Origin of the sequence: Exiguobacterium sp. CH10 (genome assembly GCF_018617635.1) — a bacterium.
In the GTDB taxonomy this organism is placed as follows: Bacteria; Bacillota; Bacilli; order Exiguobacteriales; family Exiguobacteriaceae; genus Exiguobacterium; species Exiguobacterium aestuarii_A.
Map to the genome: position 1 here is coordinate 461933 of NZ_JACSKO010000001.1, position 24190 is coordinate 486122.

Below are 24190 nucleotides of genomic sequence, written 5' to 3' on the forward strand. Positions count from 1 at the left end.
CTCATCTTTGTGCATGAAATGACGATAGCAGTCATAGACAAACGTATCCACCTTTCGGGCCTCGACTTAGTCGGAGGGGCATCTCGTAGCTTCGCTATCAAGTGAAGGTGCTTGCACCTTGAAAGGGGCGTTACTCGTCTTTGACACCGTTGTTCTTTTGTGCAAAATACATGAACAACAAGGAGGAGTCCAATCATGGCTCGTTACACAGGTCCAGCTTGGAAACTCTCGCGTCGCTTAGGCATCTCGCTTAGCGAAACGGGTAAAGAATTAGTAAAACGTCCTTACGCACCAGGTCAACACGGAAATGGTCGTAAGAAAATCTCAGAATACGGTCTTCAGCTTCAAGCGAAGCAAGCACTTCGTCACATGTACGGAGTGAACGAGAAGCAATTCCGCCGCATCTTCAACGATGCTGGTAAAATGCCAGGCATCCACGGTGAGAACTTCATGTTCTTGCTCGAATCACGCCTTGACAACCTCGTTTACCGTTTCGGTCTCGCTCGCACACGTCGTGGAGCACGCCAACTCGTCAACCACGGTCACATCACAGTTGACGGATCACGCGTAGACATCGCGTCTTACCGCGTAAAACCAGGTCAAGTTATCGCAGTTCGCGAAAAGTCGAAAAACGTGAAAGCAATCGCTGAAGCTCTTGAAGTAGCACCAGCTACAAAAGACTTCGTATCGTTTGACGCTGAGAAACTCGAAGGTACATTCGTACGTCTCCCAGAACGCGCTGAACTCAACGACCAAATCAAAGAGCAATTGATCGTCGAGTACTACTCACGTTAATGCTTTTAATCCCCTTCTTCGCGAAGGGGATTTTTTTATTTCTTCAAAATTTCTTGTCGAATGCGCCCCATCTGCGTATCGAGGGCATCGGCCATCCTTGACGCCTCAATGAGTTCTTCTTTCGATGAATCTGGTACTTCATGCTGATATTTATATTGAAGCTTATGTTCCGTCGCCGCCCAAAAATCCATGGCAAGTGTACGAATTTGAATTTCAGCCGGTACCCAGATGATTCGTTCCGCCAAATACACCTTCGTCTTCACGATCAAATGTAAACTCCGATACCCGCTCGGCTTCGGATGCTCGATATAATCTTTGATCTCGATGATGTCCAAATCATCCCGCGCCTCTAAATGACGCAAGATTTCATAAATATCATCACGGAAGCTCGTGACAATCCGAATGCCTGCCACATCGTGGACGTGTTCCCAAAGTGCAGACACTTCTAGAGGTAAGTCTTTCCGTTTCATCTTGCGCACGATGGACGGTAACGTCTTCATTCTCGTCTTCACATGCTCAATTGGTGAATAACCGAGTCTCGTCTGCCAATCCAAGTCAATGATCCCGAGATCGCTTTCGAGTTCCGTGATTGCCATTTCATAATACCGAAAGTGTTCGCGCCATTGATGGAACTGGTCGCCGAAAAATTCTTCAATTTCCATCGTCATCCCTCCTATCTCCTCATTTTATCAAATCCGAATAACATAGAATGTATAAAAAACGTCCATTCCTCAACAAATGAGGAACGGACGTGATGATTATACGTGACGAATCACGAAATATTTTTTCTTACCGCGACGAATGATTGTGAATTCACCGAGTGTGTCTTCGCGCGTGACGACTTTATCAAGCGCTTGTTCGCGTCCGCCGTTCAAGTAAATCGCTCCGTTCGTCACATCTTCACGTGCCTGACGTTTTGATGGTGAGATCTTCGCCTCGACGAGGAGGTCGACGATGTTGCGCTCGCCGTCAAGCTCGAATTGTGGCATTCCTTTGAAAGCATCTTCCATGTCTTCTGGTTGAAGCGACGTCAAATCTCCGCTAAAGAATGCTTTCGTGATACGTTCCGCTTGTTCAAGTCCTGCTTCACCATGGACGAGCTTCGTCATCTCTTCTGCGAGACGGCGCTGCGCCATACGCTTCTCAGGTGCTTCTGCCACTTCAGTCGCAAGTGCTTCAATCTCTTCATGCGACATGAACGTGAAGTATTTGATGAACTTGATGACATCTGCATCGTCAACGTTGATCCAGAACTGGTAGAACTCGTATGGCGACGTCTTATCTGCGTCTAACCAAACCGCACCGCCCGCTGTCTTCCCGAACTTCTGTCCGTCCGACTTTGTGACGAGCGGAACCGTGAGACCGAACGCTTTTTCTGAGTGCCCGAAGCGACGAATCAATTCAAGACCTGCCGTGATGTTCCCCCATTGGTCACTTCCACCGACTTGAAGACGACATTTCTCTGTCTCGTATAGTTTCAAGAAGTCGTAGGATTGGAGCAACATGTATGAGAATTCTGTGTACGAAATCCCGTTCTCCATGCGTGAATCGACAGAATCTTTCGCAAGCATGTAACTGATTGGGAAGTGCTTCCCGATGTCGCGAAGGAAATCGATGATGGACATCTCTTCCGTCCATTCGTAGTTGTTGCGAATCGTGATCGGGTTCTCCCCTTCAAGTGGAAGGAATCGGCTCAACTGATCTTTGATGCGGTCCGAGAAAAGTTTAACCGTATCTAACGTGTTCAATGAACGTTCATCCGAACGACCTGACGGGTCTCCGATCATACCTGTCGCCCCACCGACGAGCGCGATGACCTGGTGACCTGCTTGTTGGAAACGTTTCAGCGTCAAAATCGGGAGCAAGTGCCCGATATGAAGCGAGTCAGCTGTCGGGTCAAATCCCGTGTACAACGTCGTAGGTTGTTTCAGTTGTTCTTTCAATCCTTCTTCATCTGTCATTTGGTTGACAAGTCCTCGAAACTCTAAGTCTTTTAATAGTTCCATCTGTTCCACTCCTTCAATTGACATAAAAAAACGTCCCTTCTCATATGAGAAGGGACGGAGATTCCGCGGTACCACCCTACTTGTCGCAATTTGCGACCGCTTGAGCGAGAGATAACGGTCTCGAACCGGCCCGAAGGCACGCTCTGAAAGTGTAATTCATCGTTTGGCATTGGCTAGTTCACAGCAACCACTAGCTTTCTGGACAAGAGGCCCACCGACTACTTCGCTTTCTTCATCGCGTCATGATATCGTTGACTATGCTATTCATTTTATAAGCATCGTTTTCAACTTGTCAACTCCCATAATGAAACTTGCACGAGACTTCGGTTTCAAGGTAAGGTGTAGGTTGAATTGTGCTATAATCGAATATATTACTGTCTAAAATAGTTTTACACCATATTAAGGAGGCTGTCATGCTGCAGAAGATTCGAGATTTATGGAATAATCCGACGTCCATGAAAGCACGTCGCTATGCCAATGTGATCTATGATGTGTCGTGGAACGTCTTACTCCTCACCATCATTTCTGTTGTACTAATCGGATTTTTAGGTGCCGGAATCGGTGTCGGATATTTCGCATCCCTTGTCAAAGATATGCCGACCCCTGCCTATAAGACGATGACGTCACAAATCAATACGTACACGTCGACGTCAAATATTTATTTCGGGAGCGGAGAACGCATCGGGAACTACACGACCGATGAAGTACGCATTCCAATCCCCGTAGAAAAAGTATCACCCTATGTGGTCGATGCGCTTCTCGCGACAGAGGATGTCGAGTTTTATGAACATGATGGTGTCGTGCCAAAAGCGACGCTTCGTGCCATCTTACAAGAAGCGACAGGGTCAGAGGATCGCACAGGTGGTTCGACCTTGACGCAACAATTGATTAAAAACCAAATGCTGACGAACGAAGTATCGTTCGAACGGAAAGCAAAAGAAATCCTACTTGCCCTTCGTCTTGAAAAAGCAATGGATAAGGATGAGATTTTAAATGCCTACCTAAACGTTGTCTCATTCGGTCGTAACTCGATGGGACGTAACATTTCAGGAATCGAAGCCGCTGCAAACGGCGTATTCAACACGTCTGCTGAGAAATTGACGCTTCCACAAGCAGCATTTTTAGCAGGTATTCCGAAAAACCCATTCTTCTATACACCTTACTATCAAGGTGGGGTCATTAAAGAAGATGTGTCAGGTGCGGTCAACCGAATGAAGACCGTCTTGAACCGGATGTATGTCGCTGGGAAGATTACACAAGAAGAGTATGACGCAGCGTATAACTATGACATTACGCAAGACTTCATGAAGACGCAGTCGAAACCACGGGATAAGTATCCGTACGTCGTGCAGTGGGCGGAAGATGAAGCTCGCTTGATTGTACGTGATCACTTATTGGCACAAGACGGGGTAGACGTCAGCGAACTGAACGCCGACGACAGAAAAGAAGTACTCAGTACTTATGCTCGTCGTGCGCATAACGCCCTACGTCAGGGTGGTTACAACATCAAGTTGACGCTAGATAAAGGGATTTATGAGGCTATGCAAAAGCCAGCAAAAAACGATGGAAACTTTGGCCCAAACAATGTGAAAGACCCTGAAAATGGACCAGAACAAACATCGTCAATCATGCTTGAAAATAAAACCGGAAAAATTCTTGGTTTTGTTGGTGGACGCTATATAAATGGTAAGACAGATGATTTTAACCGCGCTCACCAAATGGAACGCCAAATCGGTTCTACTGCGAAATCAATTCTTGTATACCCAAACGCAATAGAACAAGGATTAGTCACGCCAGCAACAGTTGTCGTGGACGAAGAATATAAGTACCAACATGGATCTGAACCAAATACAGTTTCTGTCGGTAACTACTATTTTAATCCCCCTTATCGCGGTGCGATGACTGTTCGAGAAGCGCTTAAAATTTCAAGTAACGTACCTGCTGTAAAAATTTATGAAGAACGAGCTGCCTTTAGACAAGATACTGAAAAGCTGATCAAAATGGGGATTGATGTACCTGACGAAATGCGTGATGCTCCGTCAATGGCACTTGGTGTTAACTCAGTGAAGCTTAAAGACCTTGCTTCTGGTTATGCCATGCTCGCAAACCTTGGTGAACACGTTGAACCTTACATTGTTGAAAGTGTCGAGTATCAAGGCGAAGTCATTTACCAACATGAACAGAAAAAGACAAGAATCTATCAAGACCGAACTGCTTATCTCGTTGTCGATATGCTTCGAGATGTCTTTAAATCAGGTACCGCAACGTATGCAAATTCATTGTTAAACGTACCAGGAGACTGGATGGGTAAAACTGGGACGACACAGGATGTACGAGATTCTTACTTTGTTGGTTCGACTCCAGGTATTACACTCGCAGTGTGGACAGGATATGATCAAGAAGCTAGATTAAATGAAAAGTATCCATATGGTGGAGCTTATCAACGTACACAGAATATGTGGTCGCAACTTATCAATAATGCATATGGTGCAAATCCTGAAGTATTTGAAACGAATGCTCGTTATAAACAACCTTCTAGCGTAACTGCGAAAGACTTCAAAGACTCTGGTTCATTCTCTGAGAAGAAAAAAGTAGAAGAGAAAGAAAAAGAAGAGGAAGAGAAGAAGAAGGAAGAAGAAGAGAAGAAACGAGAGGCGGAGGAAGCGAAGGAAGAGGCTGAAGAGAAGAAACAAGAAGCCGCTGCCGATGCTGCCGCTAAGAAAAAAGCTGAAGAAGAAGCTAGAGCTAAAGCCGAAGCCGAGGCAAAGAAAAAAGCCGAGGAAGAAGCGAAGAAGAAAGCTGAGGAAGAGGCACAACAAGAAGCTGAGCCACCAGCTGAAGAGAATGCCGATTCGGACGGTGCATAAGCAAACGGTCGACACATCGCGTGTCGACCGTTTTTTGTATATCTTAATCTTCCATCGTGGAGAGGTCACCTGTCTCAAGATTCAACTCCCAAGCTTTCAAGACACGACGCATGATCTTACCGCTTCGCGTTTTCGGCAACTTGTCTTTGAATTCAATTTCACGTGGTGCCGCATGCGCAGCTAATCCTTCTTTGACGAATTGCTGGATTTCTTGTTTTAACTCATCCGACGGCTCATAGCCTTTCCGAAGCGCAATGAATGCTTTGATGATTTCGCCTCGGACCGGGTCCGGTTTTCCGATGACACCCGCCTCAGCGACAGCCGGGTGCTCTACGAGTCGGCTTTCGACTTCAAATGGACCGACGCGTTCTCCAGCCGTCATGATGACGTCATCCACACGTCCTTGGAACCAGAAGTATCCGTCTTCATCCATGTAAGCCGAGTCGCCCGATACGTACCAATCTCCCCAGAAATAGCTCTCATACTTCGCATCGTTCTTCCAGATCTTCCGCATCATCGATGGCCAAGGCGTCTTGAGTGCCAAGTTCCCCATTCGGTGTGGCGGAAGTGGTTGACCGCGGTCATCCAAAATGGCAGCTTCACATCCTGGGACCGGTTTCCCCATTGAACCCGGTTTGATGTCCATCGTCGGATAGTTACAAATCATCATTGCGCCTGTTTCTGTCATCCACCACGTGTCATGGATCCGGAGGTCGAACGCTTCGTGTCCCCAACGAATGACTTCAGGATTCAACGGCTCACCGACCGATAAAATGTGTCTTAGTGACGATAAGTCATACTTTTCAAACGCCTCATCGCCCGCACCCATGAGCATGCGAAACGCCGTCGGTGCACTATACCAGACCGTCACACCGAATCGTTCGATGACCGAATACCAGAACTCAGGGTTGAATCGGCCCCCAACGATGACGTTCGTCGCCCCGTTCAAGAACGGTGCAAAAATCCCGTAGCTCGTTCCAGTTACCCAGCCCGGGTCAGCGGTGCACCAGTAAATATCGTCCGGCTGAAGGTCAAGCACCCATTTACCGGTCATCATATGTTGAATCATGGCATTATGAACATGAAGGACCCCTTTTGGTTTTCCTGTTGATCCTGATGTATAGTGTAAAATCAGACCGTCTTCTCGATCGACCCATGTTAACTCGAGTTCTGTCGTCGCCCCGTTCGCCAATTTCCGATAGTCGAGCACTTTCCCCGACTCTTCGATATCGTCACCGACGAGCAGAATCGTTTCGAGGTGCGGCAACTGGTCGACCGGTACACGTGGCAACAGTTCTTTCGTCGTCACAATCACTTTTGCTTCAGAGTCGAGCAATCGATCGTGTACCGCCTGTTCCATGAACGCCTCAAACAACGGTCCAACGATTGCTCCGAGTTTGATGGCACCGAGTAAAATAAAATAAAGTTCTGGTTGACGTGGCATAAAGATAAAGACGCGGTCGCCTTTCTCCACACCAATCGACTTCAGAACATTTCCAGAACGATTACTTTCTTGCTTCATATCCGCATACGTGTAACGCTCTTCCCGATCCCCATCGAAATAGAGCAATGCCACTTTCGTCGCTAATTCACTCTCCGCATGACGATCGATTGCTTCGTATGCCAAATTGACTTTCCCCGTTAAGTTCCAAGAAAATAAAGCTTCTGCTTGTGTCCATTCAAACGACTGACAAGCCTCTTCATACGACGCTAATTGATGCTCCCCTGTTAACGCTTTCAATTTTTCCATCGCTAAAGATTCGCCTCCCCTGTAAAGATTGGTATAACCACTTTCAGTATAGTGTTAAAATTATGACAAATCAATGAATTTCCAATTTCATCAAAACAGGATGATTCCTGCTTCATGAAAGCGCTATAATAAGAGGTGGAAAAGGTGGTGACCCAATGGAAAAACAATATCATTCAAAAGTGTGGCAGACCTCACAAGGTGACGTCACGATTGACGGTCCGGTTGCGCCCAACGTGCTGCAGACGTATCGTCTTGATGAAGGATTGACGGCTTTTCGTGAACCAGAAGATCAGCACGAGGCTCTTGTCGATATTGCTGGGTTGAAAGAAGGAAGAATCATCGTCGCCAGACAGGATGATCTCGTGATCGGTTACGTGACATTCCTTTATCCGGACCCATATGAGCGTTGGAGTGAAGGAAACGACCCATACATCCTTGAACTTGGGGCAATCGAGGTGAGTCCCCGCTTCCGTGGTCAACGAATCGGGAAGCAATTACTCGAAGTATCGATGATGGACCCACATATGGATGACTTTTTAATTTTGACGACCGAATATTATTGGCACTGGGATTTGAAAGGCAGCGGACTCTCGATTTGGGATTATCGAAAAGTCATGGAGAAGATGATGAATCACGGTGGACTTGTCTTCTTTCCGACAGACGATCCTGAAATCGCCTCTCACCCTGCCAACTGTTTGATGGCTCGCATCGGCAAAAACGTGCGCCAAGAATCCATCGATCATTTTGATTCGCTACGACTTCGCCGGCGATTTATGTACGACTAAGGAGGGATTTCATGCTAATCGAACAGATGATGAATCGACATGTTGTGACGATTCAACCGACCAATACGATCGCTCATGCCGCTAAATTGATGCGCGAGCATCGTGTCCGACATTTGATTGTGACAAATCCGGCCCGCCAAGTTGTCGGGATCGTCGGACAATTTGAGATGAGTGGTGCGACGAGCGTCTTTCATCCCGAAAGTGAAAATGCAGACTTTCAAAACCCTGTATCGAGTATCATGCGTTCAGAGGTACCGACAGCGCATCCTTTCGACTTCTTTGAAGATGCAGCTGCTTTGTTTTATGAAAACCGGCTAACCTGTCTCCCCATCGTCGAACAAGGGAAACTCGTCGGTGTATTAACTGAGACCGATTTATTACGCTATTTCGTTCAATTGACCGGCGCACTCGAACCAAGTTCGCAAATTGAGATCCTCGTCGAAAATACGACCGGTACACTTGAAAAAGTAACCCGACTCCTCGCCAAAACAAACGTCAATATCATCAACGTCTTCGTTCATCCGACGAGCGATCCGTATAAGCGCATCATCTCGTTCCGCGTCCAGACGATGAACCCGCTCCGAATCATCGAACGGTTGAAACGCGAAGGCTATGATGTCCTCGGTCCGGAGATGTCGCGATGAGACCGATTTACATATTTGGCGAAGACGAGACGTCTTATCGCTTTCATGAGGATCATCCGTTCAATCCGCTACGGCTGGAATTGACGACATCACTTTTGATTGCAGCCGGAAAACTTTCCAAATCGGAATGTGTGTCTCCTCCACTCGCCTCGGTTGAAGAGTTAGCGCTCGTTCACGACCTCGATTATATCGAAGCCGTCCAAGCTGCGGCTGCAGGAGAACTTTCTACGCTGAAAGCGAATAAGTTTGGTCTCGGTACGGAAGACACACCTATCTTTCCGACGATACATGAGGGGGCCGCTCGGCTTGTCGGCGGGACGATTCATGCGCTCGATTTGGTCGCGAGCGGGAAAGCGGAGCGCGCCTTTCATGTCGGCGGCGGTTTACATCATGGCATGCGACGCAAAGCATCCGGATTTTGCGTCTATAACGACGCAGCCGTCGCGATTGCACATGTCAGGAAACAATACGGATCGCGCGTCCTTTATGTCGATACGGATGCGCATCATGGGGACGGCGTCCAATGGCTCTTCTATGACGATGATGATGTGATGACACTGTCGATTCATGAGACGGGACGCTATTTGTTCCCCGGCACCGGAATGGTGACAGAACGAGGGAACGGCAAAGGATACGGCTACAGTTGGAACGTACCGGTCGATGCGTTCACCCAAGATGATTCTTTCTTGACGTGCTATGAGACTGTCTTGCGCGAGGCGTGCGAATGGTTTAAACCCGATATCATCTTGACCCAAAACGGTGCAGACGCCCATGTCTTTGATCCGCTCACCCATCTGGCATCAACAATGCGGACGTTTGAACAAATTCCTCAGATTGCCTCACGCCTGGCAGATGAATATACAGATGGCCGTCTCGTCGCCCTTGGTGGCGGCGGGTATGACTGGTATCGTGCCGTGCCACGCGCTTGGGCTCAAGTATGGGCTGGATTGACGAGAGAAGCACCCTACTCTGGAGATATCCCGCGCGAGTGGATTGAGAAGTGGTCAGGTATCGCTGATCAACCGTTGCCTACTCGGTGGGACGACTCTCTGTATTCGTTTGACCATATCCCGCGACGTCAACAAATCGAAGAAAAAAATTGGGAAGTCACGAAACGAGCCTTTTGGCCGTTTATTTCAAATGACCGAAAGTCAATATACCTATAAAAATAAGCCTCCCCTTCCCTCACATGACGTGACGGATGGGGAGGCTTTTCGTTAGTCTTGGCGAAGCGAATCACGACGCTCAATCCGGTGAGGAAGCACGACGTTTTTCTCTTCGATTTCTTCTGCGTTCAAGATCTTTGTCAAGAGACGCATCGCGACGGCTCCGATATCGTACATCGGTTGAACGACAGTCGTCAACTTCGGACGAATCATCGTCGCAAGACGCGTGTTATCGTGACCGACTACTTCAAAGTCGTTCGGAACCGAGTAGCCGGCATCTTGAATGGCATGGATGACACCGAGGGCCATCTCATCAGTCCCAGCAAAGATTGCTTTCGGGCAATCGTCTCGCTGCAACATTTTTTGCATCGCTTCAAGACCTGATGCGTATGTGTAATTCCCGAGAATCATATCGTTGTCGTGGAATGGAAGACCTGCATCTTCAAGGGCGCGACGGTATCCCGCGAATTTCTTCTCGCCATTGATCTGTTGCTCGAGTGGTCCAGTGATGAATCCAACACGGTCATGTCCGTGGTTGATTAACATCTGAGTCGCGTCATATGCTGCTTGCTCATAATCGATGTTGACGGCCGGGAGGTCATATCCTTGGTTCAACGTCGCTGCGAGAACGATTGGAACCGGTGATTTTTTGAACTCTTCGACGAGATCTTCATGCAAGCGTCCACCCATAAAGATGATGCCGTCTACTTGTTTCCCTAATAGCGTGTTCAATAAATGGATTTCTTTGTCACGACTTGAATCCGAGTTTCCAAGGATGATGTTGTATTTGTACATCGTCGCCACATCTTCAATGCCTCGTGCCAAATCGGCGAAGAAAATGTTTGAGATGTCCGGTACGATGACACCGACCGTCGTCGTTTTCTTACTTGCTAGTCCACGTGCGACGGCGTTCGGACGATAACCGAGACGGTCAATCGCATCTTGTACTTTCTTACGTGTCGTTGGTTTGACGTTCGGGTTTCCGTTGACGACACGAGAGACGGTTGCCATAGACACCCCGGCTTCTCGTGCGACATCGTAAATCGTTACGTTGTTACTATTCATAAACTACTCCTCCTACAAGTCATGATTTTCAAAAAGTTTTCATAAAACGTCTTAAAAAAGGAAGACAGGTATCTGTCATCCATTTACCCTGTCTTCATGCGATATAAAACGTTTCCATTTGGAAAGCTTACTTTTTCACCAAATCAAGTTGAGGAAACTGGACCGTTAGTCCTTCCACAAATTGATCGAATTGATCGAAATCCAATTGTTGTTGCGCATCCGATAATGCAATGGCAGGATTCGGGTGTACTTCGACCATGACACCGTCTGCCCCAATGGCAAGTGCCGCTTTCGCAGCCGGCAACAACAAGTCACGACGACCTGTCGAATGGGTCACATCTACCATAACCGGTAAATGCGTCTCTTGTTTCAAAATCGGCACCGCCGTGATATCTAACGTATTGCGTGTCGCACGCTCATACGTCCGAATCCCTCTTTCGCACAAGATGACTTGGCTGTTCCCACTCGCCATAATGTACTCTGCCGCATAAATGAACTCTTCGATTGTAGCGGATAATCCACGCTTCAACAAGACCGGTTTGTCTGTCTTACCGACTTCTTTCAACAAATCAAAGTTTTGCATATTCCGGGCACCAACTTGAATGATATCGACATATGGCAAGGCCGACTCGACTGCTCCTGGCGTCATGATCTCTGTAATGACTCGTAAATCATGACGGTCCGCTGCTGCCTTCAGCATTTTCAACCCTTCAAAACCTAAGCCTTGGAAGTCATACGGCGATGTACGTGGTTTGTATGCTCCGCCTCGCATCACTTTCACTCCAGACAAGGCGAGCTTCTCTGCGACCGCGTTCACTTGTTCGAACGATTCGACGGCACATGGCCCCGCAATCAGCTGCGGACGTCCATTTCCAATCGTCACGTCCTTCAAATGGACCAACGTATCTTCCGGTTGACGTTTACGCGAAACGAGTAACGTCTTATCCCGGTCTTCGCCTTGCAGTTCAGCAGACGCTTTGAATACTTCTTTAAAAATATGTTGAAGACGTGACGTTTCGAACGGTCCTTGATTCGAAGCTGCGATGAAATCGAGCATCTCTCGTTCCCGGACCGGGTCGTATCGTTCGACGCCTTGAAGACGTTTGATTTTTCCAATTTCGACGGCAAGTGCACCACGCCGACTCAGTAAGTCGAGCATTTCATGGTTCAATTCATCCATTTCTCGACGTAATCGATTCAATTGATCTTGTGGACTCATTTGTTTCCCTCACATTCTTAAGCCGTTCTTTCCAGAAACCTAATTATATCGAACTTTGTGCGCTTTGTCATAAGGAAACCTTCTACGTCACAAAATCACCAAAAAAGGACCGAACGCGTTCGGCCCTTTTACATCATTCTTCTTTTTTAAGGTCTTTCTTCAAATCATTGAGTTCTTCTTTCGACTCATCATCGAGCATCTCATTGACAGGTGCTTCGAGTGAATCGTCCGACTCAGATTCAAGTGATGAGTCCGTCGTCTCTTCTTCAGCCGCGCGGTCCATCTGTTCTTTCACTTCAGATTCCGCTTCCGCGACGAGTTGATCTGCTTTCTCCATCGCTTCTTCAATTGAGAGGTCATCCTCGTCCATCTGTTGTTTCAATTCGGCCGCTTCACGCGCCTTATCTTTCACGATATTGAGGACCGGCGCCGCTTTATCGCTCGCCACTTTAATCCACTCGCCGACGACTGGTTCTGCCTTCTCACGCATTTCCTTCGATTTGACAGTCAATCGTTCACGCGATGTAGATGTCTTTTCATCTAGGTATGTTCTTACTTCACGTCCGCTTTTCGGTGATGTCAATAGTGCGACAGCCGCTCCGACGATCCCTCCGAGAATGACACCCGTCAAAAATCCACTACTTGATTGATTCTGTTCTGTTGGTTGCTTTTGGTCTGTCATGTGTGAGTTCCTCCCCGATGTATCGTTATTTGATTGTATCGTCCGTGTTAATCATGTCGGGCGATACAGGTGCTTCCTCTTTCTTTTCACGTCGCGTGCGACGACGTGGACGTTCTTTCGTAGTTGATGATTCTGGTTTGTTTTTCTTGAACAGTTCTACCGCGACCGATCCCCATCGAACCGCTTGAGCAATCTGTTCTTTGTTTTCATCTGCTGCCGAGTGGACAGAAGTTGAGACGGTACGGACCGATTCAGTTACCTCGTTCAGTGATGTACCTAATTCATCGAGTGCATGGGCAACAGGTGCGAGCAACTCTGTTTTTTCTTCCACGTTGTCGACGAGACGGTTCGTCTTATGTAAGAGCGCCGTCACTTCCATTGTGATTCCGTCGAGCTGGCGTTCTAAGTTTTCTGTCGTATTGGCTACGCTACCGAGTGTACGGTTTACATTCGATAAGACACGTGCCAAGAAGATGACGAGTACGACAAACGCGAGGGCCGCAATCAGGCCAGCGATGCCTCCTAATGTGATCTCCATTCAATCCATTCCTCCTATTCAATCGTTTCTTGTTTCATTATAGCACCATTATGACTGAAAAGATTTGCTACAACCGTTTTCGCCATTCGGTCTGATTATTCCTTTACCCGTTTTTATGTTTTCGATTACACTAAAATAGAAATTCATAAAAATAATTAGGGGTGGTCGTGTGAGAGATCCAAGAATTACACAATTAGCAGACGGTTTAATCAATTATTCCGTCAAGTTACAACCGGGGGAAAAAGTACTGATTGAGAATTTTGGCGTAGAGGAATCGCTCGTCGAGGCACTCGTCGAAAAAGCATATGAGGCCGGCGGACACCCATTCGTCTTGTTGAAAGAAAGCCGTATCTTACGCAAATTGTATACGGGAGCAAGTCGTGAGCAACTCGAACTCATGGCTGACATCGAACGGAAACAGATGCAGGCAATGGATGCGTACATCGGCTTACGTGCCGGCGATAACATCAACGAACTTTCTGACGTGCCGAGTGAGCAACAAAAACTCGTCGGTGCCACACTCGGTAAAATGCACACGGAAGACCGTGTCAAAGGAACGAAATGGGTCGTACTTCGTTACCCTTCTCCATCAATGGCACAATTGGCAGGTAAATCAACAGAAGCGTTCGAAGACTTCTACTTCAATGTATGTACACTCGACTACGGCAAAATGGACCGTGCAATGGACGGATTGGTCGAATTGATGAACAAGACGGACCGCGTCACATTGAAAGGACCAGGAACGGACCTCTCGTTCTCTATTAAAGATATTCCGGCAATAAAGTGCTCTGGTCAAATGAACATTCCAGACGGTGAAGTGTTTACGGCACCGGTAAAAGATTCGGTCAATGGTGTGATCACGTACAACACTCCATCTCCATACCAAGGATTCACGTTCGAGAATGTGAAATTGACGTTCAAAGACGGCAAAATCGTGGACGCGACGGCCAATGATACAGAACGAATCAATGAAGTGTTCAATACAGATGAAGGAGCTCGTTACGTCGGTGAGTTCGCAATCGGTGTGAACCCATACATTCAACATCCGATGAAAGATATCCTCTTCGATGAGAAAATTGACGGCAGCTTCCATTTCACGCCAGGTCAAGCGTATGACGATGCCTATAATGGCAATAATTCGTCAGTTCACTGGGACCTCGTCAACATCCAACGTCCGGATTATGGCGGTGGTGAAATCTGGTTCGATGATGTCCTCATTCGCAAAGACGGACGTTTCGTCATCGATGCGTTGCTTCCACTCAATCCGGAAAACTTGAAATAATATAAAAATGGTGCGCCTTCGTCAGGCGCACCATTTTTGTGGTTACAATTTTGTTTTTTTACCGAGTGCGGCAGACATCATCCAAATTTCTTTTTCGAGTCGCTCGATATGAGAGACGAACGTATCTTCAATCGCTTCATCCCCGTCTTCAAAGTTTTCCATCGCATCTTGCATCTCTTGGCGAATTTGTTTGAAGTCGTTGATGATATCTTTAATCATCTGATCCGTCTCCGCATGACGATCGCCTTCTGTCAGCGTCGAGTGTTCCAAATACTCTTTCATCGTCGCAAACGGTTCACCGTCATTCATGAGAAGTCTTTCCGCTACGTCATCGTAGAGTTCCGCGACCAAGTTATAGAGCTCTTCGAGTTTCTCATGATACGTAAAGAAGTGAGGACCGCTAATGTACCAATGATAATTATGCAGTTTCACAAACAGTAACCCATAGTTTGCGACTTCCTTGTTTAACGTATTGAGTGCACCTTGACTAGCCATTCCAAACATCTCCTTTGTCATATTCATCGATACTACTATTACCGAGATTTTGGTTGGCTAAACATAAAAAAGGAGAGACATTCGTCCCTCCCCCGTCTTATGCTTCAAGTTTTACGATTTCTTCATATTCGCGCTGGTACGTTTGGATGTCACCTGCACCCATGAACAAAAGTACTGCCTTGTCATGATTGCGTAAGACGCTCGTACCACCACGTTTCAAAATATGCGCACCGTCGATTCGTGATTGAAGGTCCTCGATTGTGACAGTCCCTTCTTGTTCACGGGCTGAACCGAAGATATCACAAAGATAGACCGTATCTGCTTCAGCCAATGCTGTTGCAAAGTCATCCATGAATGATTTAAGACGTGTGTACGTATGTGGTTGGAAAATCGCAACGACTTCCCGCTCTCCATACTTCTTCCGAGCCGCTTCGACCGTCGCACTGATCTCACGTGGATGGTGTGCGTAATCGTCAACGAGTACTTGATTGTTAAGCGTTGATTCACTAAAACGACGCTTCACCCCGTTGAATGATGCAAGACGATCTTTCACCAACTCTTTAGGTAAGTTCTCGTAATCACATGTAGCGATGACAGCAAGAGCGTTCAACACGCTATGGTCTCCGTATCCAGGAATGCGGAACGTTCCGTAGAAATCATCACGTAAAAAGACATCGAACGTCGTTCCGTTCTCTGTCGACGTAACGTTTTCTGCACGGAAATCGTTATGCGTCCCAAACCCGTAATAAACGAGTGGAACGTTCGCTTGAATGTGCTGAAGATTCTCATCATCGCCACAAGCAATGATTCCTTTCTTCACTTGCTTCGCCATCTCCTGGAATGCATCGATGACATCGTCTAAACCAGAGAAGTAATCTGAATGGTCAAAGTCGATATTCGTCATGATGGCATAGTCCGGACGGTAATATAAGAAGTGACGCTTATATTCGCAAGCCTCGAAGACAAAGTTCTTCGAATCGGCAACACCTTCACCTGTTCCATCACCGATTAAGAATGATGTCGGTTCGATTCCACGCATGACGTGTGCAAGCAAGCCTGTAGTCGATGTTTTACCGTGTGACCCTGTGATGGCGACACTCGTGTAATGGTTCGCGAGCTCACCTAAAAACTCGTAGTACTTATAAATCGTCAATCCGAGTTCACGCGCGCGTACGATTTCTGGATGATCGTCGCTGAACGCATTTCCTTGTACGACGATTTGATCTTCAGAAATATTTTCAGGGTCGAATGGCAAAATTTCAATCCCTTTTCGTTTCAATGCTTCTTCTGTAAAAAATGCTTTTTCAACGTCCGATCCACGGACCTCATTATTCATATCAAATAAAATTTGAGCTAAAGGACTCATGCCCGTTCCTTTAATTCCGACGAAGTGATAACGGTTCATCTGTAAATAGCCCCCCTAATTCATTGCGGCTCGTCAAAATGCGACAAACCTTTGTCATTATAGCAAAACTCACTGAGTCGTGCTATTACAGATTATTGTTTTTTTGCGCAAGTCGTTGGCTACGGTACATCGCCATGCGATCTTTTGGCGTCATCATCACGTTTACAGGTGGTTGGTCGGTTTTAAACGAAACTTGAACAGCCGGTGTCAACTCGGTGTCAGCCGGTAATTCTTCTTGTTCAGATGGCGTTTGTAATTTTTCTGCAATCTGCTCAATCGATTCCCCGATTTGTTCCACAGAACCGTCGATGTCTAAACTTTCATCTGGCGCTGCACTTTGATGAACTTCCACGACCTCTTCTTTTTTCGAGCGGGATAAGTCCGTTGATTGCATAAAGACGGACGAAAAACCGTTATCTAAAATCGAAACCTGACCGAGAATCGATTTTTCTTCTTCGGTCGTTTCCCCGGAAATGTCTTCAACATGTTCTGCGTCTATTTCAGGACTAATGCTAACAGTCTCTTCATCTTGAAGTGACTCTTCTGGCAGAACCACTTCAGACGCTGTGTTCATTTCGAACGGTTCTCTCGTTTCAGGAGAATGCTCGACCGGTAGAACAATCTTCGGTTTCGGACGGGCATATCCGTAAATCGGTGAAGGAACATCAGTCGGAATGAATTCATCGGTGATATCTACCTTCGGAGGTGGTGAGACCGGCTGTCCTTCTCTCGACAGCTCTCGCTTGATTCGATCTGCTTGTTGTTTCAATGAACGTTCATATGCATCCATACTTGATTCCTCGCTTTTTCACTCAATCCATATTTAACAAAAAATCGGTCGAGTTTAGCGACCGATTTCAAATGCTGTACCTACTTCATATTCGTTATCTAATACTAAAATCCCTTTTTCTTGCGGGGCATTCGGAAGATTTAATTCACGCGCCGAGCAAATCATGCCATGCGAGCTCTCTCCGCGAAGTGCCGATGGTCGAATAATCAAACCGGTAGGCATGACCGCTCCTGGTTTGGCTACGACTACCTTTTGGCCAGTCGCGACGTTTGGTGCGCCACATACGATTTGAACAGTGCCTTGATCGATTTGAACTTGGCAAACGGATAATTTATCCGCATCCGGATGTTTTTCCGCACTTTCCACATAACCGACGACAAACTTCGGTGTCACATCTACCCATGAGAAGTCTTCGTCAATTCCATGTTCCTTCAAGACAGCTTGTACCTGTTCAACTAATTCCGTTGTCAAATCAACTGGACCATTCCAACCTGTGACGTCAAAGTGCTCACTTGCTTGAAACAAATTGTATCCGTTGACGGCTCCGTCTACAGATTTGACGATGGCAACGTCACCTGTTCGTTCTACAGATTGATGGTGACGTTCTCCTTCTTTCAATAACACCATGAGTACATCGCCGATTCCTTCTCGGTTATAAAACACATTCATTTGCATACGTTCCTACGTCCCTTCTTTCAAACTCATCTCACTTATTTTATCAGATTATGTGTTCGATGGCGGGGTCTTTTTTCCGACAATAAAAATCGGTTCAAGTTGCCCTGCCTCATAATGAAAGGCGAGTGCAGTCACTGGGACACGACCATTGGTAAAGAAGTCAAACATCAATTGTTGCATCGCATCATACCCTTGGTCATTTCGGATATCGGCGATAATCATCACATCTTGATGCGGTACACCGACGAGCATATCCCCTTCGACTCGGCGCTCCATCATTCGAAGAAAATCATCGTTTAAAATGCGCGATGCCTCGTAGCCGTCTCGCGTCGATAAAAAGTAGAATGGGTTGCCGGCAACTTCATCTTGTTTCATCTCGGTCGGAAGTTTTTTGACATTTTCCCGGGCGATGCGCTCAATCATTTCAAGAGTCAAATCACCGGATACATGCTTCTCCTCGATTAAACGATAGCCGTTCCCGCGATCTAGCGCATAAAAGATGGCGGTCTCCGCCGTATGCGGACTGAAAATAAGCGGTTCCCCACTTTTCGTCGTCTTTGCGAACGAGTTCGAACGAATGACCGGATAGATGGCATCCAATTTTCCAGCGAGTGAGATGTGATCATCCGCCTTCATTGCCGACTCGATGTATTCGATGACTTCATCGACTGCCACTTTGCCCCGCGTTTTCGCTTTCGCGACGATTGGTGCGAGTCGAATATTCACACCAAAGCGATCAGTTTTCCGTTCGACGCGCAACACCTCATTCTCGCGGTCATAAGATGTGCGATAGTCCTCTTTGAAATTCGCTTCTAAATAGCGTCTTAACTCATTCCGTTCCATAAAGGGTCACCCTAATCCATTCAAGAATGCTTCGACCTGTTCCGGCGTCTTCCGTTCGCGACCGACATAGCGATCAATTTCCTTACCATTTTCAAATGCGACAAAGCTTGGGATCCCAAAAATATCGAGCTCTTGCGCGAGTTCCATAAACTCATCACGGTCGACGTAATAAAACGTCCAGTCTTCAAATTTCTGTTCGATTTCAGGCATGAACGGGTCGAGGAAACGGCAATCTCCACACCATGTTGCCGAGAACATGAAAATACTTTTTGATTCTTTTGCTTCTGTATATTCTGCCACTGTTGATAATTGTTTCATGATTAACCACTCCTGTTCGTTTTTTCCTCACTTATAATAGCATAAGTCCTGTCACACATTCTGCTCTGCTGTTTGTTATAATCAAAGCCGAAACTAGTTGAAACAGGTGAAACCATATGAAATTGACACGAGAAAAATTGAATCCTGAAATGAAACATCCGCTCGAACAGATGGTCGGCGTCTTTGGTATGCTCGCCATCTTGCGATATGGATATTTATTTATTGATACCGATAAAACGAGACTCGAGATCTTGATTTGGCTAGTTGTGGGCTTTGCCGTCATTTATGTCCTCGAAAAGTGGCTCAAGCAACTCGCCCGTCATTTACCGATTGTACGAAAACGGTATTTGATCCCAATCTATGTAATCGTCCTTCTACTGTTCCTCATCAGCTTCCGTGTCCCTCGCGAGACGGTTGATTCTGTCAAAGTCTTATTCGGTATCGGATGACACGAAAAGGCGCCGTTTGCTTCAAACGGCGCTTTTTTTAATAGTCAATTTTCATATCGTTCGGCTGAATGCGTCCAGTCCTTCTCAATACAGCATAGACCGCATAACTTAACAGAGCAGGTCCGATGACTAGGAAGCCGAGGACAATGATGAATGTGTACCAACTGAAACCCATCGTTTCAAGCATGACAATCGGTCCGACGAGTCCACTCGTCCCCATCCCTGCCCCAGCTGCCACACTTTCTAATTCAAACAATAGAATCGCGATTGGTGCGAGGACAGCCCCAGCTAATGTAGGGGGTAAAAGAATCCATGGATTTTTCACGATATTCCCGACTTGGAGCATTGACGTTCCAATTCCTTGCGCAATCGCTCCGCCGACTCCGTTATCACGATAACTCGTAATCGCAAACCCAATCATTTGAGCTGCACATCCGACCGTTGCGGCGCCAGCCGCAATACCATTCAACCCAAGCATCAAAGCGATGGCTGCACTCGAAATCGGCGCAGTCAGTGCCAATCCCATGAGTGTCGCTACGACGACTCCCATGAACAATGGTTGTTGCTCAGTCCCCCACTCAATCCAACTACCGAGCTGTGTCATGAACATCCCTACATATTTCCCGATATATGTCGCTGTGAAGAAACCAACTGCGATTGTCGTAAATGGCGTCACCAAAATATCAAGCTTCGTTGATTTCGATACAAGTTTTGATACCTCAACGGCTAAAAGTGTGGCGACGTAACTACCGGCCGGTCCAAACTCATATCCGAACGTCCCGACGACGAGTGCAGAAAATAGAATAAGAGGTGGCGCCTCTAGAGCATAAGCAATCGCAATCCCGATCGCTGGACCCGTCAGACTCATCGCCACGTCACCAATTTGAACGAGCGTAGCGCTTATTCCCGCAAGTGCGGTCCCTTCAAGCTGACCACCAATCGTCTTCATAATCAAACCGATAATCAACGTACTGAACAACCCTAGTGCCATATAACTAAGTGCCGTCACAAAATAAACAGACGGGCTAAGTGAGATTCCTTTTTTCTTGAACATATGAGATCCTCCTTACAATCATACAGGTGTATTGACATGAGTAAACAACATGTATAAACACCTCTATCAGTATAAGGTGTTTTCTTGAAATAGCAAGAACATCTATACAAAAAAACCGTCCACTCAACATCATGAGTGAACGGCATGTGCGTTTAGCGAGACGGACGAAGTGTTTCAAGCGTCGAACGGTCAAGTCGTTTGACCAACGCTTTCAGTAACGCTTTCGCCGCATCGTAGTCGTCTGTATGAAGAATCGAAGCATGTGTATGAATGTAGCGTGATGCGACACCGATAACGGCTGTCGGTACACCTTCGCCACTCATATGCACGCGTCCAGCATCGGTACCACCTGGCGAGACGAAATACTGCGTCTTAATATTTTCATCAGAAGCCGTGTCGAGCAAGAAGTCACGCATTTCAGGAGACATGACCATAACCCGGTCTAAAATTCGAATCAAGGCACCCTCACCGAGTTGTCCAAACTCCGTTTTACTTCCAGATGCATCGTTCGCCGGTGAAGCATCGAGTACGAGTGCCACATCTGGCTGAATCAATTCAGATGCCGTCTGCGCTCCACGTAGTCCAACTTCTTCTTGTACGGTAGCACCCGAGAACAAGATGTTCGGGTGGTCTGCTTTTGTCGTCTCTTCTAACAATTCGACAGCAAGACCGACACCGTAACGGTTGTCCCATGCTTTCGCCATAATTTTTTTCGGGTGATGAAGTGGTGTAAATGCGCTCGATGGCACTGCAGGAACACCCGGACGTACTCCCCATGATTCTGCTTCTTCTTTTGAATCCGCACCGATATCGATGAACATTTGTTTGATATCCATCGGTTTACTCATCGCATCTGGTCCGAGTAAGTGAGGCGGTGTTGAAGCGACGACGCCTGGGATTTTCCCGTTCGAAGTGATGATGTCAAAACGTTGTGCCATGAGCACTTGGCTCCACCATCCGCCAAGCGGTTGTATGTATAACATTCCATTTTCCGTGATGCGTGTCACCATGAAGGCAACCTCATCCATGTGACCGGCTACCATTACTTTAGGTCCCGCTTCGTCCCCGACACGTTTCCCAAAAATTGATCCGATGCCATCCGTGACGATTTCATCTGAGTGCGGTTCAATTCGTTCACGTACGAACTGACGAACTTCTGACTCGAACCCCGGAGCTCCCGGTAGTTCTGTTAACGTCTTGAATAAATCCCTAGTCTTTTGATCCATCTTTTATCATCCCTTCTTAACCGTTCTTGTCTCATTATATACAAAAGTTTTGATAGGATGCGAATGCTTTTCATTCCATTCGGGTACAGGTTTTGGTACGATGTACATGATAGCCATAGTTCAAGGGGAGGTAGTCATATGAAAAAAAGGTATTGGTTTATTGGAATCGGGGTTGCCGTCATTGCCGCACTTATGACGAAAAAGGCTTTAGATGAACGTAGCTTATCTGCAGAAAACGCGTTGGAGTACACAAAACGTGCTTTCTCAGCGAAAGGTCATGTCCAAGGGGCATGGATTTCTGCATCACCTGAGATTTACACGTATGACGGTCGTGAATACGATGTCTACAAAGGTGGAATCTCGGTTCTTGAGAACGACGAAGAAAAAACGTATGAGTTCACAGTCGACTCTGAGACTGGCGCTTTACTCGAATATGCATGACACGAAACCGACGAATGATTCGTCGGTTTTTTTGTTTAGTTACAGCGAAAGAGTGGAAAATTGAAATTGGTAGTTTTCAATTTAAAAAAGGAGTGATCTCGCGTGAAAAAGCTAATCGGTGAGGCAAGTGAACTCGTATCGCAAATGGTAGAAGGGATGGTCCATGCCCATCCTGAACTGTACGGTCGTGTCGAAGGATTCAATGTCATCTGTCGGGCGAACGGTGCAAAATCCGGTAAGGTCGGGCTCGTCTCGGGTGGTGGTAGCGGACACGAACCGGCACACGCCGGTTATGTCGGAGACGGCATGCTCGATGCGGCAGTTTGCGGGGAAGTCTTTACATCCCCTACTCCGGACATGGTGCTTGAAGGAATCAAAGCAGCTGACGGTGGCAACGGTGTCTTGTTGATCGTCAAAAATTATTCGGGGGATGTCATGAACTTCGAACTCGCCGCCGAATTGGCAGAAGGAGACGGGATTAAAGTCGATCATGTTGTCGTCGCCGATGATGTCGCGATTTCAAACAAGGAAGACCGACGTGGTGTTGCCGGTACCGTCTTCGTTCATAAAATCGCAGGTGCCGCTGCAGCAAGCGGTAAATCACTCGAGGAAGTTAAATCGATTGCAGAAAAAGTCGCATCACACGTCCGCTCAATGGGGATGGCGGTAGAACCTTGCTATATGCCAGTGAGTGGCAAGCCTGGTTTTGACTTGAACGAGGAAGAGATGGAAATCGGGATTGGTATTCACGGGGAGCGCGGTGTCGAACGTAAACCAACGAGCGATGTCGACCAAATCGTCGATGACCTTCTCAGCCATTTGAAAAAAGAAGTTGAGCCTGGCGAAGTCGCCGTTATGGTAAATGGAATGGGCGGGACTCCATTGTCCGAACTATATGTGACGTATCATTTCGTCGCGCAAAAACTCGAAGCTGCTGGATATACGCTGAAACGTAAATATGTCGGTAACTACATGACGTCACTCGAGATGCACGGATTCTCGATTACACTGTTACCGCTTGATGATGAGATGACCACTTATCTAGATGCTCCATCGGAAGCACTTGGATTTAAACTTTAATAAATGAGGTGTTTGTTTTATGTTGACGATTGATCGGATGAAGCAAGCGTTACGCGACACACAAGTCGGAATTGAGGACCAAAAAGACACACTGACAGATTTAGACCGTGCCATCGGGGACGGAGATCACGGGATCAACATGTCTCGTGGTTTCGACGCGGTCACTTCCATTCTAGATGAGGATTATGACTCTCTCGGAGCGCTCAGTAAAAAAGTAGGCATGACCTTGATGTCGAAAGTAGGCGGTGCGGCTGGTCCATTATATGGTTCTGCTTTCGTCAAGATGGCGACCAAGTTCGGGGATGCGACTGAAGCTGACTTTGATCTTCTCAAAGAAGCACTCCAAGAAGGTTCAAATTCGATTAAAGCGCGAGGAAAGTCAGAAGTCGGTCAGAAAACGATGGTCGACGTTTGGGACCCGTTCCTTGAACATGTAAAACAAGGGGACGACTACAAACATCAGTTAGACGAACTCGTGCAAAAAACGGAAGATATGGTGGCGACGAAAGGTCGAGCTTCCTACTTCGGTGAAAATTCGCGTGGAACGGTCGACCCGGGTGCCCTCTCCAGTTCGATTCTGTTAGCCGCGATTATGAAGGAGGTCGATTGACATCG

25 protein-coding genes and 1 other annotated feature are annotated in these 24190 nt (G+C 47.0%); of the genes, 10 read left to right on the top strand and 15 right to left on the bottom strand.

All coding sequences use genetic code 11. The annotated features are described in order from the left end of the window. The first annotated feature begins 195 nt into the window (after positions 1-195). Entirely contained in the window at positions 196-795 is a 600-nt protein-coding gene (gene rpsD, locus KNP04_RS02425; RefSeq protein ID WP_074033444.1) for a 30S ribosomal protein S4, read from the top strand. A 35-nt stretch (positions 796-830) separates the two neighbouring features. On the opposite strand, the gene KNP04_RS02430 is transcribed toward rpsD, so the two are convergent. Continuing rightward, complete coding sequence (locus tag KNP04_RS02430) at positions 831-1457, bottom strand: GTP pyrophosphokinase (RefSeq protein ID WP_214874559.1); 627 nt, start codon at positions 1455-1457, stop codon at positions 831-833. Positions 1458-1553: 96 nt separating this feature from the next. Then, positions 1554-2801 (bottom strand): tyrosine--tRNA ligase, encoded by a 1248-nt coding sequence (tyrS, locus tag KNP04_RS02435; protein WP_214821696.1) that lies wholly within the window; start codon positions 2799-2801, stop codon positions 1554-1556. Between the two features lie 47 nt (positions 2802-2848). Then, positions 2849-3046: a binding site (T-box leader), on the bottom strand. Positions 3047-3214: 168 nt separating this feature from the next. Here tyrS and KNP04_RS02440 point away from each other — a divergent pair. Next, the gene (locus KNP04_RS02440; RefSeq protein ID WP_214874560.1) at positions 3215-5668 is read left to right on the top strand and encodes a transglycosylase domain-containing protein; all 2454 of its coding nucleotides are present in this window, start codon (positions 3215-3217) and stop codon (positions 5666-5668) included. A 43-nt stretch (positions 5669-5711) separates the two neighbouring features. Here the strand turns inward: KNP04_RS02440 and acsA are convergent, their stop codons facing one another. Further along, entirely contained in the window at positions 5712-7418 is a 1707-nt protein-coding gene (gene acsA, locus KNP04_RS02445) for an acetate--CoA ligase (RefSeq protein WP_214820419.1), read from the bottom strand. Positions 7419-7573: 155 nt separating this feature from the next. Between acsA and KNP04_RS02450 the strand changes: the two genes are divergently transcribed. Genes KNP04_RS02450 through KNP04_RS02460 form a run of 3 tightly spaced genes read left to right on the top strand, consistent with a single transcriptional unit; the run spans position 7574 to position 10013 of the window. Next, positions 7574-8203 (top strand): GNAT family N-acetyltransferase, encoded by a 630-nt coding sequence (locus tag KNP04_RS02450; protein WP_214820421.1) that lies wholly within the window; start codon positions 7574-7576, stop codon positions 8201-8203. A gap of 11 nt (positions 8204-8214) precedes the next feature. Continuing rightward, positions 8215-8847, top strand: coding sequence for an acetoin utilization AcuB family protein (locus KNP04_RS02455; protein WP_012726747.1), 633 nt, complete (start codon positions 8215-8217; stop codon positions 8845-8847). Beyond that, positions 8844-10013 carry an acetoin utilization protein AcuC gene (locus KNP04_RS02460; protein ID WP_214874561.1) on the top strand — a complete coding sequence of 390 codons (1170 nt, stop codon included), beginning with the start codon at positions 8844-8846 and terminating at the stop codon, positions 10011-10013. The genes KNP04_RS02455 and KNP04_RS02460 overlap by 4 nt, the downstream gene beginning before the upstream one ends. Before the next feature lie 51 nt (positions 10014-10064). Here the strand turns inward: KNP04_RS02460 and ccpA are convergent, their stop codons facing one another. The 4 genes from ccpA to KNP04_RS02480 all read right to left on the bottom strand — a co-directional run bounded on the left by ccpA (position 10065) and on the right by KNP04_RS02480 (position 13517). After that, positions 10065-11078, bottom strand: a complete 1014-nt coding sequence (gene ccpA, locus KNP04_RS02465) for a catabolite control protein A (RefSeq protein ID WP_214874562.1) — start codon at positions 11076-11078, stop codon at positions 10065-10067. Positions 11079-11205: 127 nt separating this feature from the next. Next, complete coding sequence (locus KNP04_RS02470; RefSeq protein ID WP_214693301.1) at positions 11206-12297, bottom strand: bifunctional 3-deoxy-7-phosphoheptulonate synthase/chorismate mutase; 1092 nt, start codon at positions 12295-12297, stop codon at positions 11206-11208. A gap of 133 nt (positions 12298-12430) precedes the next feature. Next, on the bottom strand, positions 12431-12979 hold the full coding sequence (locus tag KNP04_RS02475) for a YtxH domain-containing protein (RefSeq protein ID WP_214746413.1): 549 nt from the start codon (positions 12977-12979) through the stop codon (positions 12431-12433). A gap of 25 nt (positions 12980-13004) precedes the next feature. Next, positions 13005-13517 carry a DUF948 domain-containing protein gene (locus tag KNP04_RS02480; RefSeq protein WP_214782151.1) on the bottom strand — a complete coding sequence of 171 codons (513 nt, stop codon included), beginning with the start codon at positions 13515-13517 and terminating at the stop codon, positions 13005-13007. 169 nt (positions 13518-13686) lie between these two features. Between KNP04_RS02480 and KNP04_RS02485 the strand changes: the two genes are divergently transcribed. Next, positions 13687-14799, top strand: coding sequence for an aminopeptidase (locus KNP04_RS02485; RefSeq protein WP_214746407.1), 1113 nt, complete (start codon positions 13687-13689; stop codon positions 14797-14799). Between the two features lie 42 nt (positions 14800-14841). On the opposite strand, the gene KNP04_RS02490 is transcribed toward KNP04_RS02485, so the two are convergent. The 6 genes from KNP04_RS02490 to KNP04_RS02515 form a co-directional block, all read right to left on the bottom strand. Beyond that, positions 14842-15294: a Dps family protein gene (locus KNP04_RS02490; RefSeq protein WP_214693309.1), complete on the bottom strand. Its 453-nt coding sequence runs from the start codon at positions 15292-15294 to the stop codon at positions 14842-14844. Positions 15295-15391: 97 nt separating this feature from the next. Beyond that, a complete protein-coding gene (gene murC / locus KNP04_RS02495) occupies positions 15392-16699 on the bottom strand; it encodes a UDP-N-acetylmuramate--L-alanine ligase (RefSeq protein WP_214874563.1) in 1308 nt (435 codons plus the stop codon). 85 nt (positions 16700-16784) lie between these two features. Then, positions 16785-17489: a hypothetical protein gene (locus KNP04_RS02500; protein ID WP_214874564.1), complete on the bottom strand. Its 705-nt coding sequence runs from the start codon at positions 17487-17489 to the stop codon at positions 16785-16787. Between the two features lie 54 nt (positions 17490-17543). Continuing rightward, positions 17544-18158 (bottom strand): YtpR family tRNA-binding protein, encoded by a 615-nt coding sequence (gene ytpR, locus KNP04_RS02505; protein ID WP_214821698.1) that lies wholly within the window; start codon positions 18156-18158, stop codon positions 17544-17546. 54 nt (positions 18159-18212) lie between these two features. Then, positions 18213-19007, bottom strand: coding sequence for a DUF1444 family protein (locus KNP04_RS02510; RefSeq protein WP_214820442.1), 795 nt, complete (start codon positions 19005-19007; stop codon positions 18213-18215). 6 nt (positions 19008-19013) lie between these two features. Further along, complete coding sequence (locus tag KNP04_RS02515) at positions 19014-19325, bottom strand: thioredoxin family protein (protein WP_214874565.1); 312 nt, start codon at positions 19323-19325, stop codon at positions 19014-19016. A 116-nt stretch (positions 19326-19441) separates the two neighbouring features. Here KNP04_RS02515 and KNP04_RS02520 point away from each other — a divergent pair, with 116 nt between their 5' ends. Beyond that, a complete protein-coding gene (locus tag KNP04_RS02520; RefSeq protein WP_214693325.1) occupies positions 19442-19774 on the top strand; it encodes a hypothetical protein in 333 nt (110 codons plus the stop codon). Positions 19775-19811: 37 nt separating this feature from the next. Here KNP04_RS02520 and KNP04_RS02525 read toward each other — a convergent pair whose 3' ends face one another. Both KNP04_RS02525 and KNP04_RS02530 read right to left on the bottom strand, forming a co-directional pair. Further along, on the bottom strand, positions 19812-20828 hold the full coding sequence (locus KNP04_RS02525; RefSeq protein ID WP_214693327.1) for a PTS sugar transporter subunit IIC: 1017 nt from the start codon (positions 20826-20828) through the stop codon (positions 19812-19814). 152 nt (positions 20829-20980) lie between these two features. Further along, positions 20981-22054, bottom strand: a complete 1074-nt coding sequence (locus KNP04_RS02530) for a M42 family metallopeptidase (RefSeq protein ID WP_214782140.1) — start codon at positions 22052-22054, stop codon at positions 20981-20983. Positions 22055-22192: 138 nt separating this feature from the next. On the opposite strand from KNP04_RS02530, the gene KNP04_RS02535 reads away from it, so the two are divergent. The 3 genes from KNP04_RS02535 to dhaL all read left to right on the top strand — a co-directional run bounded on the left by KNP04_RS02535 (position 22193) and on the right by dhaL (position 24185). Continuing rightward, entirely contained in the window at positions 22193-22495 is a 303-nt protein-coding gene (locus tag KNP04_RS02535) for a PepSY domain-containing protein (RefSeq protein ID WP_012726763.1), read from the top strand. 102 nt (positions 22496-22597) lie between these two features. Further along, the gene (gene dhaK, locus KNP04_RS02540; RefSeq protein WP_214693331.1) at positions 22598-23575 is read left to right on the top strand and encodes a dihydroxyacetone kinase subunit DhaK; all 978 of its coding nucleotides are present in this window, start codon (positions 22598-22600) and stop codon (positions 23573-23575) included. Between the two features lie 19 nt (positions 23576-23594). Beyond that, positions 23595-24185 carry a dihydroxyacetone kinase subunit DhaL gene (gene dhaL / locus KNP04_RS02545; protein WP_214820445.1) on the top strand — a complete coding sequence of 197 codons (591 nt, stop codon included), beginning with the start codon at positions 23595-23597 and terminating at the stop codon, positions 24183-24185. Positions 24186-24190: the final 5 nt, after the last annotated feature.

Coding starts and splice junctions, on each gene's coding strand:
- rpsD (WP_074033444.1), top strand. CDS start 196: ATGGCTCGTTACACAGGTCCAGCTTGGAAACTCTCGCGTCGCTTAGGC.
- KNP04_RS02430 (WP_214874559.1), bottom strand. CDS start 1,457: ATGGAAATTGAAGAATTTTTCGGCGACCAGTTCCATCAATGGCGCGAA.
- tyrS (WP_214821696.1), bottom strand. CDS start 2,801: ATGGAACTATTAAAAGACTTAGAGTTTCGAGGACTTGTCAACCAAATG.
- KNP04_RS02440 (WP_214874560.1), top strand. CDS start 3,215: ATGCTGCAGAAGATTCGAGATTTATGGAATAATCCGACGTCCATGAAA.
- acsA (WP_214820419.1), bottom strand. CDS start 7,418: ATGGAAAAATTGAAAGCGTTAACAGGGGAGCATCAATTAGCGTCGTAT.
- KNP04_RS02450 (WP_214820421.1), top strand. CDS start 7,574: ATGGAAAAACAATATCATTCAAAAGTGTGGCAGACCTCACAAGGTGAC.
- KNP04_RS02455 (WP_012726747.1), top strand. CDS start 8,215: ATGCTAATCGAACAGATGATGAATCGACATGTTGTGACGATTCAACCG.
- KNP04_RS02460 (WP_214874561.1), top strand. CDS start 8,844: ATGAGACCGATTTACATATTTGGCGAAGACGAGACGTCTTATCGCTTT.
- ccpA (WP_214874562.1), bottom strand. CDS start 11,078: ATGAATAGTAACAACGTAACGATTTACGATGTCGCACGAGAAGCCGGG.
- KNP04_RS02470 (WP_214693301.1), bottom strand. CDS start 12,297: ATGAGTCCACAAGATCAATTGAATCGATTACGTCGAGAAATGGATGAA.
- KNP04_RS02475 (WP_214746413.1), bottom strand. CDS start 12,979: ATGACAGACCAAAAGCAACCAACAGAACAGAATCAATCAAGTAGTGGA.
- KNP04_RS02480 (WP_214782151.1), bottom strand. CDS start 13,517: ATGGAGATCACATTAGGAGGCATCGCTGGCCTGATTGCGGCCCTCGCG.
- KNP04_RS02490 (WP_214693309.1), bottom strand. CDS start 15,294: ATGGCTAGTCAAGGTGCACTCAATACGTTAAACAAGGAAGTCGCAAAC.
- murC (WP_214874563.1), bottom strand. CDS start 16,699: ATGAACCGTTATCACTTCGTCGGAATTAAAGGAACGGGCATGAGTCCT.
- KNP04_RS02500 (WP_214874564.1), bottom strand. CDS start 17,489: ATGGATGCATATGAACGTTCATTGAAACAACAAGCAGATCGAATCAAG.
- ytpR (WP_214821698.1), bottom strand. CDS start 18,158: ATGAATGTGTTTTATAACCGAGAAGGAATCGGCGATGTACTCATGGTG.
- KNP04_RS02510 (WP_214820442.1), bottom strand. CDS start 19,007: ATGGAACGGAATGAGTTAAGACGCTATTTAGAAGCGAATTTCAAAGAG.
- KNP04_RS02515 (WP_214874565.1), bottom strand. CDS start 19,325: ATGAAACAATTATCAACAGTGGCAGAATATACAGAAGCAAAAGAATCA.
- KNP04_RS02520 (WP_214693325.1), top strand. CDS start 19,442: ATGAAATTGACACGAGAAAAATTGAATCCTGAAATGAAACATCCGCTC.
- KNP04_RS02525 (WP_214693327.1), bottom strand. CDS start 20,828: ATGTTCAAGAAAAAAGGAATCTCACTTAGCCCGTCTGTTTATTTTGTG.
- KNP04_RS02530 (WP_214782140.1), bottom strand. CDS start 22,054: ATGGATCAAAAGACTAGGGATTTATTCAAGACGTTAACAGAACTACCG.
- KNP04_RS02535 (WP_012726763.1), top strand. CDS start 22,193: ATGAAAAAAAGGTATTGGTTTATTGGAATCGGGGTTGCCGTCATTGCC.
- dhaL (WP_214820445.1), top strand. CDS start 23,595: ATGTTGACGATTGATCGGATGAAGCAAGCGTTACGCGACACACAAGTC.